This window comes from Oceanobacillus sojae, assembly GCF_900162665.1.
GTDB classification, from domain to species: domain Bacteria; phylum Bacillota; class Bacilli; order Bacillales; family Amphibacillaceae; genus Oceanobacillus; species Oceanobacillus sojae_A.
In genome coordinates this window covers 745,584-758,743 of the sequence record NZ_LT727811.1, presented here as the reverse complement: position 1 = coordinate 758,743, position 13,160 = coordinate 745,584, and the positions used below count along the sequence as shown (strand labels likewise).

The window sequence follows — 13,160 nt, the reverse complement described above, 5'->3', positions numbered from 1 at the left end:
AAAGTGTTTGTATTCTTTAGCTTTCAGAAGTCAACTTCTGACTTAAATATTCAAGAAAAACGAGGTGTTTTTCTTCTTTCGTACTGGTTGTTTTGTTCAGTTTTCAAAGAGCAATTTCTTCGTCGCTGTTTCAAATTGGCGACTTTATTAATTTATCACATCTGCAACACAATGTCAACAACTTTTTTAATTTATTTTGTCGTTATCTTGCTGAATCGTTTGTGTGATGCACATTGCGTTATGCAACGATAATTAATTTATCATGATTCCAAACTGAAAGCAAGTCTTTTTTAAAATAAAATGATAGAAGACAAATATTTCTATAATTCATTTTATTGAAGCAGTTTGTTAAACCCTTTATAAATAACTGTTTACACAGCATTTTAACCCTTTTTATGTTCATTAAAACGCAAAGCCCTGTAAGGAAGACTGTCTTCCTTACAGGGCTTTTATCTTTAGGGCACATACAATTAACGATTTTTCATTTGCGGGAATAATAATACATCGCGGATAGAAGGAGAGTTCGTTAATAACATTACCAAGCGGTCTACTCCAATTCCCAATCCGCCTGTTGGAGGCATACCGTATTCTAATGCTTCTAAGAAATCCTCATCCATATAATGAGCTTCATCATTACCTTGTGCTCTTTCTTTTACCTGTGCTTCAAAACGCTGACGCTGATCAATCGGATCATTCAATTCACTGAAGGCATTAGCATGTTCTCTACCTACAATAAACAGTTCAAACCGATCCGTAAAACGTTCATCTTCTTTATTCTTTTTAGCAAGAGGAGAGATTTCTACAGGGTGCCCAAAAATAAACGTAGGCTGAATCAGAGTTTCTTCTACCTTTTGCTCGAAAAACTCATTTACAATATGTCCAAATGTCATTGCGTCTGTAATTTCAATGTTATGTTCTTTCGCTAACGCACGTGCTTCATCCTCAGATAATTGCTGCCAGAAGTCAACACCTGTCTCCTGTTTAATTGCATCTACCATATGAAGTCTTGTCCATTGCGGCTTAAGATTTATTTCATAATCACCATACTGAATAGTGGTCTTTCCATAAACCTCTTGTGCAATATGCGCAATTAAGTTTTCAGTAAGATCCATAATATCATGGTAATCAGCATATGCTTCATATAACTCAATCATTGTAAACTCAGGGTTATGCCTCGTTGACACGCCTTCATTACGGAATACACGTCCAATCTCATATACTTTCTCTAAACCGCCGACAATTAGACGCTTTAAATGTAATTCAATGGCAATACGCATATATAATTCCGTATCTAACGCATTGTGGTGCGTAATAAAAGGACGTGCTGATGCCCCGCCCGGAATACTGTGCATCATTGGTGTTTCTACCTCTAAGTAGCCTTGTCCATTTAGATACTCACGCATTGATTGAATAATTTTACTGCGGGCCACAAATGTATCCCTGCTTTCCGGATTCGTAATTAAATCTAAATAACGCTGACGATAGCGTTGTTCGATGTCTTTCAACCCGTGATATTTTTCTGGCAAAGGACGTAATGATTTGGACAGCAGATGAAATTCTTTTGCTTTAACAGATAATTCTCCGACCTTCGTTTTAAACATTACACCTGTAACACCTACAATATCGCCCAGATCTGTTGATTTAAAGATTTCATATGCTTCTTCACCAATTGCATCCTTACGAACGTATAATTGGATTTGTCCGCTTAAATCCTGCATATGCGCAAATCCGGCTTTTCCTTTTCCGCGCTTTGTCATTAAACGTCCGGCTATCGTTACTTCATCTGGAATGTCTTCCAGCTCTTCTTTCGAAAACCGATCGTATTTTTCAAGTAAGTCTGCAGCTAAATGGGTACGCTCAAATTTCCCGCCGAATGGATCCAATCCTTTTTCAATGTATCCTGCGAGTTTATCACGTCTTACCTGCATATGTTCGTTCAATTCTTCTGACACTTCTACCACTCCGCTTCTTAAATAGTTAATATGATATCTTATCACCTGAGTTAAAATAATTACTACTTTATCCTGCGAAGAATAATCTTCGTTGTTTGCTCTTATATCTCTGTTTCCAAAAGTCTTACATCTGCTTTGTCTGACTCTGGAAGTTCTTTTAAATAAGCTTCTACAGACTTCTCACGTACAGGTATAATAAAACCAGGAGCGATCTCTGCTAATGGAATTAATACAAAAGCACGCTCATGCATGCGAGGATGCGGTATAATCAATCTTTCTACTGTACTATTTTCATGATTAAATGTCAAAATGTCAAGGTCAATGGTTCGGGGGCCAAACCGGATATCTCGTTTTCTGCCAAGTTCCTTTTCAATCTGCTGGCAGAAAAGAAGTAAACCCATTGCTGATAAACTTGTTTGAATCTCTAACACCATATTTAAGAAGTCTGATTGATCCTGGTATCCAACCGGGGCAGTTTCGTACACAGAGGATCTTTTCTGAATCCCGACAGCCTCATTTGCTTCCAATAGCTCTATTGCCTGTATCAGATGTTCTTTTCTCGGTTCAATATTTGTTCCCAATGCGATAAATGCTTGATTCATTTCGTTCTCTCCCTATAAATTTCTACAGCGACCGACTCATAATACCCCGGAATGGGTGGATCCGGCTTTGTTACATGAATGGTACACGCCTCCAGCAATTTAAAAGAAACAAAAAGCTCCTCCGCGATTGCTTCAGCGACCGCTTCAATCAGGTTAAAACGTTTCTCCTCTACGATATGTTTTATCTTTTCATAAGCTTCCCCGTAATGTACAGAATCCTCCATTGCGTCTGATTCTCCTGCTTTCTTTAACGACAGGTACAGATCGGCATCAACGTAAAAACGTTGGCCCAAAGTATTTTCTTCAGGCAAAAGCCCATGATATCCATAAAACTGCATCCGTTTTAAAACAATCTTATCCATTGTTGTTCTCCTTTTCTTCTAAGCAAATTTTTTATTTAACTACAGTTTTGTTTGATAAATAGCGTCTGCTACTTTGGCTGCTTCCAGGTTTGTTTTCACATCATGTACACGAACAATACGTGCACCTTTGGCAATTCCAATTACCGTTGTCGCTGCTGTTCCAATATCTCTTTGATCTGCAGGGACATCTAAAATATTGCCTATAAATTTTTTTCTGGAGGCTGCCAAAAGCAGCGGATAACCGAATGATGTTAATTCTTGCAGTTCTTTAATTATATATTGATTCTGTTCCATCGTCTTTGCAAATCCAATACCCGGGTCGAGAATAATCTGGCTGTCCTCTACACCTGCAGCTTTCGCAATCGCAATACTCTCCAGTAAATCTGCTTTCACATCCTGAATAAAGTCGCCGTAGTCCATATCTGTCCGATTATGCATCAATATAATCGGCACTTGATAGCGGGCAGCAACCTCTGCAATTTCCGGCTCCCTTTTCGCTCCCCAAATATCATTTATGATAGAAGCGCCTGCCTTTACAGCCTGCTCCGCTACAGTCGCCTTAAATGTATCCACAGAAATAGGGATTGGTAAGGACCCTTTTAAAGCCTCGATAACCGGGATAATTCTATTTGCCTCTTCTTCCGCACTGACAGGTGTATGACCTGGACGAGTAGATTCTCCGCCAATATCAATTATATCTGCTCCAGCTGCCGCCATCTTTTTCCCCTGAGCAACTGCCTTTTCAATATTTGTGTAATGCCCGCCATCTGAGAAGGAATCTGGAGTGACATTTAATATCCCCATAATATACGTCCGTTTATTTAAATCTAATTGAAATTCTTTTGCCTGTATCACTTATTTTCCCCGCCTCTTTCCTATCTAGAGAATATGTCTATATAACATCGCAGCAGATCAATCATATCTACTCTACATCCTACCCTAAGAAGTTAAAGAAAAAAAGTGGAAAGCGCTGGTTAAAAATAGATAAAAAAAGAACCAGCCCATTTTGCTGATTCCTTTTACATTTTGATTTTTAGTTTTCATCCTCAAATTGATAAAGAGCTGTAGAAAGATAACGCTCTCCGTTGTCAGGAAGGATTGCAAGAACTTTCTTACCTTTTCCTAATTCTTTCGCTACTTTCACTGCTGCGGCAACCGCTGCTCCAGAAGAAATACCACCGAGGATTCCATTTGTAGTAGCAACTTTACGCGCAGCTTCAAATGCTTCCTCATTTCCAATCTGAAGAATTTCATCATAAATGGATGTATCAAGCACTTCAGGTTTGAAGCCTGCCCCAATTCCTTGAATCTTATGCGGTCCAGGATTTCCTCCAGAAAGTACTGGTGAATCCTTTGGCTCCACAGCATAAATTTTAACATCATCAAAATGCTTTTTCAGTACTTTCCCTGCGCCGGTAATCGTTCCGCCTGTTCCAATCCCGGAGATAAAAGCATCTAATCCGTCTGACATTTGTTCCACGATTTCTTTACCAGTTGTTTTTTCATGAATTTCCGGGTTAGCCGGATTGTTAAATTGCTGCGGCATATAATAACCGTTCTCTTCTTGCAATTCTTTTGCTTTAGCAATCGCACCCTTCATTCCTTCTGCTCCTGGAGTTAATACTAATTTCGCTCCATAGGCTTTCAATAAATTACGGCGTTCCTGACTCATTGTATCAGGCATAACAAGAATTGCCTGATAGCCTTTCGCAGTAGCGACCATCGCTAATCCGATTCCTGTATTACCGCTGGTCGGTTCAATAATTGTATCACCAGGCTTCAATTCCCCTGATTTCTCAGCAGCCTCCACCATTGCTGCTGCGATACGATCTTTCACCGAGCTTCCCGGGTTCATAAATTCTAATTTCACATATACATCTGCACTATTCTCATCAGTAATATTATGGAGCTTTACAATAGGTGTTCCGCCAATTAGACCTGCAATATTATTTGCAATTGTCATATAACCCCTCCTAATGCCAAGTATTTTTATATGATTTATATATAATGTATTTCTTTATTGAAAAAATGTCAATCCTAAAGGTGAAAAAAGTGCCCATTTTTCTTATCTGAAACAATACCCGGATTCCTCATCCGTTTTTATCTATATAAAAAAGCGGCCCATCATACTTCTATTTTGTATCATGACTCCGCTATTTACACATCTTTTATGACTGTTTAAGCTCTTCTAACTCTTCTTCTGTAAAGGTATATCGTTCATTACAGAAATGGCAGGTTGCTTCTGCTCCATGATCTTCATCAATCATTTGCTGGATTTCTTCATCACCTAATCCAATAATAGCATTCGCAAGTCTTTCTTTCGAACATTTACATTGAAATTCTATCGGCATTTTCTCCAATATATTTACATTATCTTTATCAAACAATGTATATAAAATTTCTTCAGGTGTCTTTCCTTCGCGAATAAGCGAAGAGATAGCAGGGAAGGATTGAATACGGTCCTCTAACCGCTCAATAACCGCTTCATCTGCTCCCGGCATCACTTGTACAATAAAACCGCCGGCAGCTAAAATACTCAAGTCCGGATTAACCAGTACCCCTGCACCGACTGCAGATGGAACTTGTTCAGAGGTCGCAAAGTAATACGTAAAATCTTCGCTTATCTCACCGGAAACAATGGGTGTTTCCCCTGTAAAATAGTCTCTCATCCCTAAATCCTTAATAACGCTGATATTCCCTTCTGTGCCAACTGCTCTGGCAACATCCAGCTTACCTTTTTCGTTTAAATCAAAATCAACATGCGGGTTCGTAACATATCCACGTACATGACCTTTTGCATCTCCATCTGCAACAATAGCTCCCATCGGTCCATTCCCCATTACTTTTACAGTAACAGAGTCATCTCCCTTCAGCATCGCTCCCATCATTGCTGTCACTGTAATTGTACGGCCAAGTGCAGCAGAAGCTGTTGCCCATGTATCCTGTCTTCTGCGTGCTTCCTCTACTGTTTCTGTTGAGGAAATTGCATATGCACGAATCATGCCATTATAGGTTGTAGCCTTGATTAAATAATCTTTCACAATCATCATTCCTCCATTTTATTGATAATACTTTTTATAAATAAGATACAGCCCATTCAACGTTAAATATGGCTCTACAGCATCTATTGTCTCCGATTCATGTGCAATCAGTTTAGACAAGCCACCTGTTGCGATAACAGTCGGGTTTGTCCCTTTTTCCTGCTTAATCCGTTTTACCAGGCCGTCAACCTGGCCAATATAACCGTAGAATACACCAGATGTCATCGCCTCGACAGTAGAAGAGCCAATAACACGCTGGGGTTTTTGGATCTCAATTTTTGGCAGCTTTGATGCCCTTGTATTTAAAGCTTCCATTGAAATATTGACTCCCGGAGTAATAATTCCGCCGGCATATCTCGCTTCTTCATCAACATAGCAATACGTCGTAGCTGTTCCAAAATCAATAATAATTAATGGTGCGCCGTATTTATGAATACCCGCTATTGCATTAACGATCCGGTCTGCTCCAATTTCAGAAGGATTTGGATAATTCATTTTAATCATCTTATCGTAGGATGTTTTCCCAATAACCACCGCTTCTAAATGAAAATAATCACGGCTCATTTTCTCTAAAGCAAACATAATGGGCGGTACTACTGAAGAAATAATCACCCCGGTAATATCTTGAAAACGTAATCCTTTATATTCAAATAATGAATGAATGAGCATACCAAATTCATCTTCTGTTTTATAACGATCTGTTTTTATACGCCAATCATGTATCAATGTATCATTATCAAAAACACCCAAGACTGTATTAGTATTCCCTACGTCCAGAACAAATAACATCTACCATCATACCTTCCTTTATTTCTTAAGGAAACTTCTCTTTTTGAACATCCTCTTTTATTCACCTAAAAATTAATATAACATACTTTTTTTAAGGAAAAACCAAAAAAGCATCAGGACCATGCAAAAACCTTATACAAATACCTTAGAAACAATCACGTCATCGCAACTTATTAGACCTTGGAGTATAATTGGGAAATTTGCAGTGTACGAATCCGCAATTACTCGCCCGCCGGCAAAAAAAGAAGCAGCCTTTCCAATCTTAGGCTGCTTCATGTATATACTTCCCAATCTCTTAATTTTTACGATCTGAATCTGAATTATCCTCTGAGTTTTCATCAGAGTTACGTGTTTCATCTTCCTCATAACCATTATTCATAATAGGATCATTTATATAAGAGTCGGATTTCTTTTCGACTTTTTCTTTCGCTTCTTCAAAAGAAAGACCTGTTTTTTCCTCATCGTCTTCTTTAGATTGAATGCTTACCTTCACATCATCTGAACCTTCTTCCGGTTCTGGAAGCTTTCCGTCTTCAAAAAGAGACTTGATTTGTTTTGCATCCAATGTTTCCACTTCTAATAATGTCTGTGCAATTAATTCTAACTGTGCTTTATGCTCCGTAAGAATTGTTTTTGCACGATCATAACAGTAGTTAATGAAGTTCTGCATTTCCTGATCAATTTCTTGTGCAATTGCATCAGAATATGTTTGTTCATTTTGAATATCACGGCCAAGGAATACATTTCCGCCGCCTCCACTGGTAAATTGAAGCGGTCCAATCTTATCACTCATACCAAATTCGGTAATCATCTTATGCGCAATACCTGTCGCACGCTGGAAGTCATTCGAAGCGCCTGTACTAACTTCGCCAAAAATAACTTCTTCCGCAACACGTCCACCCAGTAAACCGGTAATTTTATCAAACAGCTCCGGTTTTGTCATGAAGTAACGGTCTTCTCTTGGAAGCATTACTGCATAACCGCCGGCTTGACCACGAGGAACAATGGTAACTTTGTGAACGACATCCGCATCATCTAAGACCATACCGATAACCGTATGACCACTCTCGTGATAAGCAACAATATTTCTTTCTTTTTGAGAAATAACTCTGCTCTTCTTCGCAGGTCCCGCAATAACACGGTCAATTGCTTCGTCAATATCTAACTGACCAATTTTCTTACGGTCAGCACGGGCTGCAACTAGTGCCGCTTCGTTCAGCAAGTTCTCCAAATCGGCACCGGAGAATCCCGGAGTACGCATAGCAATTGTTTTTAAATCAACTGTATCTTCAAGCGGTTTATTTCTTGCATGAACTTCCAGAACAGCTTCACGGCCTTTCACATCCGGACGGTCTACCATGATTTGTCTATCAAAACGTCCTGGACGTAATAAAGCTGGGTCAAGTATATCAGCACGGTTTGTTGCAGCAATCATAATGATTCCTTCATTTGCTCCAAATCCGTCCATCTCAACCAATAGCTGGTTCAGTGTTTGTTCACGTTCATCATGTCCACCGCCGAGTCCTGCTCCACGCTGACGGCCGACTGCATCAATCTCATCGATGAAGATGATACACGGTGCATTTTTCTTCGCATTTTCAAATAAATCACGTACACGGGATGCACCGACCCCGACAAACATTTCTACGAAGTCGGAACCACTGATGGAGAAGAACGGTGTTCCTGCTTCACCTGCGACTGCTTTCGCCAGTAATGTTTTACCTGTACCTGGAGGTCCGACAAGCAGGACACCTTTTGGAATACGTGCACCTACCTGTGAGAATTTACGCGGATCTTTTAAGAATTCCACGACCTCAACAAGTTCCTGTTTCTCTTCGTCAGCACCAGCGACGTCTTTAAAGCGGACTTTTTTCTTATCTTCAGAGTACATTTTTGCCTTACTCTTACCGAAATTCATAACACGGCCGCCACCGCCGCCACCTTGTGCCTGACTAAGGATGAACAATAAGAATAGACCAATCAATAAGAATGGAATAATTCCAGTTAAGAATGTAAGCCAAGGACTAGGCTGTTCTTCTTCTTCTACCGTTAATTGACTTTGCTGACTTGCTCTATTAGTAATTTGTGAAACAATTGCTTCATTATCCGGCACTTGAGCAACAAATTCTGTCTCATCATCATCCATTAACGTACCCGTCAAACGAATAATACCGTGTGACGGCTGAAAGGTCAGTTCCTTAATTTCACCATTATTTAAAGCACTCATAAATTGCTGTACATCATACTGTTCCTGATCTTCACTTGGTCCATTAAACACTCCAATTACTCCAATAATGATAATAAATAAGAGCATCCAGACGAAGACCTTACGAAATATCTGATTCATTGCTTACCTCCTCCCAAATGGGGAAAAACTATAGTAAATCGTATCATAGTAAAATCGCTTTATACAAATAATTTAACCATTTTTGACGAATTATTTTTTATGAGATGAAATATTGCAAAATTCCTAATCAAATCGTCTAAGGCTATTTCTTAAAACACAGGTGCTGCTTCCTAAGAAAAAGCTGTATTTTCAGCAATCTCTATTGCAGCCTGTCCCGATTAAGCCGCTGTCCTGCCCGTTATTTACATTTAACTATCAACCGCCATAAATTTCTGGTTTAAGAACACCAATATAAGAAAGATTTCGATATTTTTCTGCATAATCCAATCCATAGCCGACAACAAATTCATCTGGAACTTCAAAGCCGATAAGATCTGCTTTGATGTTTGCAGTTCTCCCTGCCGGTTTATCGAGAAGCGTCACGATTTTAATCGAATTTGCTTTACGATATTTAAATAAATCCACTAAGTAGCTCAAGGTAAGTCCGCTGTCAATGATGTCTTCCACAATGATAATATCGCGGCCTTCTACTTTTGTATTTAAATCTTTTAGAATTTTTACCTCTCCAGTGGAGGATGTTCCGCCATCGTAGCTGGACACATCCATAAAATCCATTTCCAAATGTGTTTCTGTGTGACGAAGAATATCTGACATAAACGGCAATGCACCTTTTAATACGCCGATAGCCAGCGGAAACTTGCCTTTGTATTCTTCTGTTAATACAGCACCAAGCTCCTTACATTTCTTCTGAATTTCTTCTTCACTTACCAAAATCTTTTCAATCTCATCATGAATCGTTCCTTGCGCCATGTTTTCTCCTCCTAATTATCGTCTCGACTAAATTCCAGTTTTATATTCAATCCTTTACCATTTTGTGCAGTCTCTGCTTTTTTTAGACCGACAACCCAAAGGATGATTCCTTTATCATCCACTATAATTGGCCAATTATCCCGTAGATTTTTTGGTACTTTAGCATTTATAAAAATATCCTTGAGCTTTTTTGAACCATTCAGTCCTCTGACAGACATACGATCTCCCGCTTTTCTTACTCGGATATGTAGTGGTAATGAAATAGAATCTGACGGAAAGACAAAAATAGCTTCATTCTCTGACGGAGTCTCTTTGACCATTGACGCCTCGATCTTCGTTCCGTCCGACAGCAGCACTTCGCCCGGGACTGTCAATAAAGAGGGATGTGCTAACTTCGTGGATGGCTGATGACCAAATTGCAGATAAATTTGTCCATATATATTTGTCATTCGGAGCCGTAAAGGAAAATCTAAACTCGAGCTCCCATTCCGACGCCTTAACAGGTCAAAAAAGTTCACTTCGTGGATATAGGATAGGTCTTTAGGTAAGGTTCCATATAGATAGTTTAATATTAGATGAAAGGCCCTTCTTTGTAAAGCCTGAGGAAGCTTTAAAAAAGCTTCTGCAGCAAAACAAATTTCCCGGTTATTTTCACGAAATTTCACTACTTTTTTTACCATTTCTTCAGCTTGCGCCTGTAAATATTGTTCATCCTGTGATAACGTTTCGCTGAGGGTCTGTATTGTCTCATGAATACTTGGATTTTTTTCCTTCAGCAATGGCACAACATTTTTCCTGTAATAGTTTCTTGTATAGGCCTCATCTGTATTTGTTTTATCCACGCGATAGCTCAATTGATACTTTTCCAAATAAGCAAGAATATTATTCTTAGTCACACTTAATAAAGGGCGGATAATTTCCCCGCCGGCAAAGTTCCGCCGTACAGGAATTCCCTTTAAGGCATTGGATGTCGCTATTCTGGCCATCCGCATGACCATCGTTTCAATCTGATCATCTGCATGGTGGCCTAGGGCAAGAATATCTGCATTTTCTGCATACATCAATTCTTGATAAACACTGTATCTTAATTCGCGTGCAGCAATCTCTTCACTGACACTCTTTTCTTTTTGGTATTGTCTTACATCTACCACTCTTGTCACACAGGGAATTCCCCACTCCTGACAAATTTCTTTGACAAACCGGCAATCTTCTGCGGATTCTTCCTTACGCAGCTGATGATCCACCGTTACTGCCACGAGGCTTAAATCCCAATTGGATGAAAGCTTTTTAAGAAGATGTAACAGTGCAATGGAATCTGGTCCTCCTGAAACTCCGACAAGAACCGTTGTATGCTTTTGGATTAATTGGTGTTTCTGGATAAATGGATACACCTTCTGCTCCATTTCATTCTTCCTCCATCCGAATCTTCTGCCTCGCCATACGGTTATTATAAATTAGAAAAAAAGCCGTATTTTGGCTACACTTCTATCATACTCCTTTTTCAGAAACGGTTCAAAAGAGAGGATGCCAAAAAAGCAGATTTTCATTTTTAAATATCCTCATTAAGGCAAAAGCAGCGAAATAATCCAAAAAACAGAGGCAACCAAAGAAATGCTTAATGATTCTTTCACAGGATAAGTCTTCTTTTGCTGTATTTTTATACGATATTGACTGCGCCTGCGCTGTACCTGTTTTATTTTATCCATCGCATCTGTTTTCATTTCTGTTGCTGTTTGATATTTTCCTTTCAGCGCTTTTCTTAAAATGGGATGCAGTAACTGCAGGTCTTTTGCACGATACAGCTTTTTTTCCAACAGCTTCTCTGAAGGCTCCCCCGTCATACGTTCAAACCGCCTCGGGTAATAAATATGGAGAAATACCATCGCAACAGCAAACAAATCATAGCTTGGTTCAGCCTTACGCGTTCCCAGGTTCCAATATCCCCGGTCAAAAAACTCGGTATACTCTTTAATAGACCGCCCCATCCTTGTTGTACCGCCTACATCTACCAACCGGATTCTTGGCGGATTCGATTCAACAAGAATATTATCTGTTTTTAAATCCCCGAAGGTCCAGCCAGCCTGATGAAGCTGCTCCAAATCCTCTAATAGCTGAACCATTAAAACGCCAAGCCACTTCTTTCCTCTTGCCTGAATAAAAGAACCTAACGTCTGTCCCTCCATATATTCCATCACATAAAAGGAATACACTCTTCCGTTCGGGGCCGTCCAATCGTCCACATCCAATAAAGAAGGCCCAAGGCGGTATCCTTGAACCTTTTTCAGCGCTTTAAGCACATTGACTTCCACTGTTACAGCTGCATCCTGTTCACTCATTTTCAAAGCCACAGGCCGTCCATTATACATGCAGAGATAAACAGATCCAATCGCACCCTGCCCGATTTTCCTTACTACGGTGTAGGATTTATAATGCCATTTCCCAGTCACTTTTTGCTGCGCATGTAAATTAATAGCCGGTTTCTTCAATGTCGAATGGTTCTTCATCCGAATTCCTCCGCAGCTGCTTCTTACTGAATTGGTACATCGCCGCACGTAATGCCGGTCCGGTCGGAGTAATTCCGCCGCTTGTCAGCTTTGGAAAAACTTTAGAAATACCATCCAGTCTTGGCGACCAGTCAAGTACAAGGTCAATATCACTCCGTCTGCCTGGAAAACGGTAAATACAAAAGCGATTTTTCCCGACACGGGCGTTTAAGCTCATCGATAAATCAAAAAGTGCTTCCTTAACCGTTTCTAATTTATCACGCATACTTGCGCTGCTGTCGACGAGTACAACTACTTCCAAGTCGCTCGTTTCACCTAGATCCTCCACAACTTCCATAATTTCACCGCGTTTTTCAGGGTCCAGCTCCTCCATCGACTGGTCTTTTCCCAAAATACTGCGCAGCTCTTTATTCACAAATCCCTGCAACGTTTGTGTCATTGCCTGTCTTGTCACCATTTGTACTGTTTGTGACAGACGTTCACTATAGACGATTTGACTGACGCCGCCGCCGGACACCGCAATATCCTCTACTTCCTGAAGACCTTCCGGCTGTTCTGTCTGATCATCATCTAAAATACCAATTACATTTACGGTGATTCCCTGCTGATTAGCTAAACTGGCAACAATAGCAGGATCTTCACCTTTGTTAGAGCAGCCATCTGTTAACAGCAGAATTTGTTTTAATGTTCCCGCATTCATTTGATGTATACCTCCCTCATCTTTCCATTACCATCATCACCAAATAATACTTT

General features: G+C 39.9%; 13 protein-coding genes. All 13 read right to left on the bottom strand.

Annotated elements, in window-relative coordinates; all coding sequences use genetic code 11:
- Positions 1-470: 470 nt before the first annotated feature.
- A complete protein-coding gene (lysS, locus tag BN1068_RS10850; RefSeq protein WP_077602873.1) occupies positions 471-1,952 on the bottom strand; it encodes a lysine--tRNA ligase in 1,482 nt (493 codons plus the stop codon).
- A gap of 101 nt (positions 1,953-2,053) precedes the next feature.
- Complete coding sequence (folK, locus tag BN1068_RS10845; RefSeq protein ID WP_077602872.1) at positions 2,054-2,554, bottom strand: 2-amino-4-hydroxy-6-hydroxymethyldihydropteridine diphosphokinase; 501 nt, start codon at positions 2,552-2,554, stop codon at positions 2,054-2,056.
- Positions 2,551-2,916, bottom strand: a complete 366-nt coding sequence (gene folB, locus BN1068_RS10840; protein WP_077602871.1) for a dihydroneopterin aldolase — start codon at positions 2,914-2,916, stop codon at positions 2,551-2,553. Before folB ends, folK begins: the two co-directional genes overlap by 4 nt.
- Positions 2,917-2,955: 39 nt before the next feature.
- The gene (gene folP, locus BN1068_RS10835; protein ID WP_077602897.1) at positions 2,956-3,720 is read right to left on the bottom strand and encodes a dihydropteroate synthase; all 765 of its coding nucleotides are present in this window, start codon (positions 3,718-3,720) and stop codon (positions 2,956-2,958) included.
- A 229-nt stretch (positions 3,721-3,949) separates the two neighbouring features.
- Positions 3,950-4,879 (bottom strand): cysteine synthase A, encoded by a 930-nt coding sequence (cysK, locus tag BN1068_RS10830; RefSeq protein ID WP_077602870.1) that lies wholly within the window; start codon positions 4,877-4,879, stop codon positions 3,950-3,952.
- 205 nt (positions 4,880-5,084) lie between these two features.
- Positions 5,085-5,957, bottom strand: coding sequence for an Hsp33 family molecular chaperone HslO (hslO, locus tag BN1068_RS10825; RefSeq protein ID WP_077602896.1), 873 nt, complete (start codon positions 5,955-5,957; stop codon positions 5,085-5,087).
- Positions 5,958-5,975: 18 nt separating this feature from the next.
- Positions 5,976-6,746: a type III pantothenate kinase gene (locus BN1068_RS10820; RefSeq protein WP_077602869.1), complete on the bottom strand. Its 771-nt coding sequence runs from the start codon at positions 6,744-6,746 to the stop codon at positions 5,976-5,978.
- Positions 6,747-6,878: 132 nt separating this feature from the next.
- Positions 6,879-7,022, bottom strand: a complete 144-nt coding sequence (locus BN1068_RS23610; protein ID WP_175637125.1) for a hypothetical protein — start codon at positions 7,020-7,022, stop codon at positions 6,879-6,881.
- Between the two features lie 19 nt (positions 7,023-7,041).
- A complete protein-coding gene (gene ftsH, locus BN1068_RS10815; protein WP_077602868.1) occupies positions 7,042-9,093 on the bottom strand; it encodes an ATP-dependent zinc metalloprotease FtsH in 2,052 nt (683 codons plus the stop codon).
- A 255-nt stretch (positions 9,094-9,348) separates the two neighbouring features.
- Positions 9,349-9,903, bottom strand: coding sequence for a hypoxanthine phosphoribosyltransferase (gene hpt / locus BN1068_RS10810; RefSeq protein WP_077602867.1), 555 nt, complete (start codon positions 9,901-9,903; stop codon positions 9,349-9,351).
- 11 nt (positions 9,904-9,914) lie between these two features.
- Positions 9,915-11,306, bottom strand: coding sequence for a tRNA lysidine(34) synthetase TilS (gene tilS / locus BN1068_RS10805; protein ID WP_077602866.1), 1,392 nt, complete (start codon positions 11,304-11,306; stop codon positions 9,915-9,917).
- Positions 11,307-11,465: 159 nt separating this feature from the next.
- Positions 11,466-12,407 carry a serine/threonine protein kinase gene (locus tag BN1068_RS10800; RefSeq protein WP_077602865.1) on the bottom strand — a complete coding sequence of 314 codons (942 nt, stop codon included), beginning with the start codon at positions 12,405-12,407 and terminating at the stop codon, positions 11,466-11,468.
- Positions 12,370-13,107, bottom strand: a complete 738-nt coding sequence (locus BN1068_RS10795; RefSeq protein WP_077602864.1) for a VWA domain-containing protein — start codon at positions 13,105-13,107, stop codon at positions 12,370-12,372. Before BN1068_RS10795 ends, BN1068_RS10800 begins: the two co-directional genes overlap by 38 nt.
- Positions 13,108-13,160: the final 53 nt, after the last annotated feature.

Excerpts from the sequence above, each read along its gene's own strand:
- folK (WP_077602872.1), bottom strand. The coding sequence starts at position 2,554 with ATGAATCAAGCATTTATCGCATTGGGAACAAATATTGAACCGAGAAAA.
- folB (WP_077602871.1), bottom strand. The coding sequence starts at position 2,916 with ATGGATAAGATTGTTTTAAAACGGATGCAGTTTTATGGATATCATGGG.
- folP (WP_077602897.1), bottom strand. The coding sequence starts at position 3,720 with ATGGGGATATTAAATGTCACTCCAGATTCCTTCTCAGATGGCGGGCAT.
- cysK (WP_077602870.1), bottom strand. The coding sequence starts at position 4,879 with ATGACAATTGCAAATAATATTGCAGGTCTAATTGGCGGAACACCTATT.
- BN1068_RS10820 (WP_077602869.1), bottom strand. The coding sequence starts at position 6,746 with ATGTTATTTGTTCTGGACGTAGGGAATACTAATACAGTCTTGGGTGTT.
- BN1068_RS23610 (WP_175637125.1), bottom strand. The coding sequence starts at position 7,022 with ATGAAGCAGCCTAAGATTGGAAAGGCTGCTTCTTTTTTTGCCGGCGGG.
- ftsH (WP_077602868.1), bottom strand. The coding sequence starts at position 9,093 with ATGAATCAGATATTTCGTAAGGTCTTCGTCTGGATGCTCTTATTTATT.
- hpt (WP_077602867.1), bottom strand. The coding sequence starts at position 9,903 with ATGGCGCAAGGAACGATTCATGATGAGATTGAAAAGATTTTGGTAAGT.
- tilS (WP_077602866.1), bottom strand. The coding sequence starts at position 11,306 with ATGGAGCAGAAGGTGTATCCATTTATCCAGAAACACCAATTAATCCAA.
- BN1068_RS10800 (WP_077602865.1), bottom strand. The coding sequence starts at position 12,407 with ATGAAGAACCATTCGACATTGAAGAAACCGGCTATTAATTTACATGCG.
- BN1068_RS10795 (WP_077602864.1), bottom strand. The coding sequence starts at position 13,107 with ATGAATGCGGGAACATTAAAACAAATTCTGCTGTTAACAGATGGCTGC.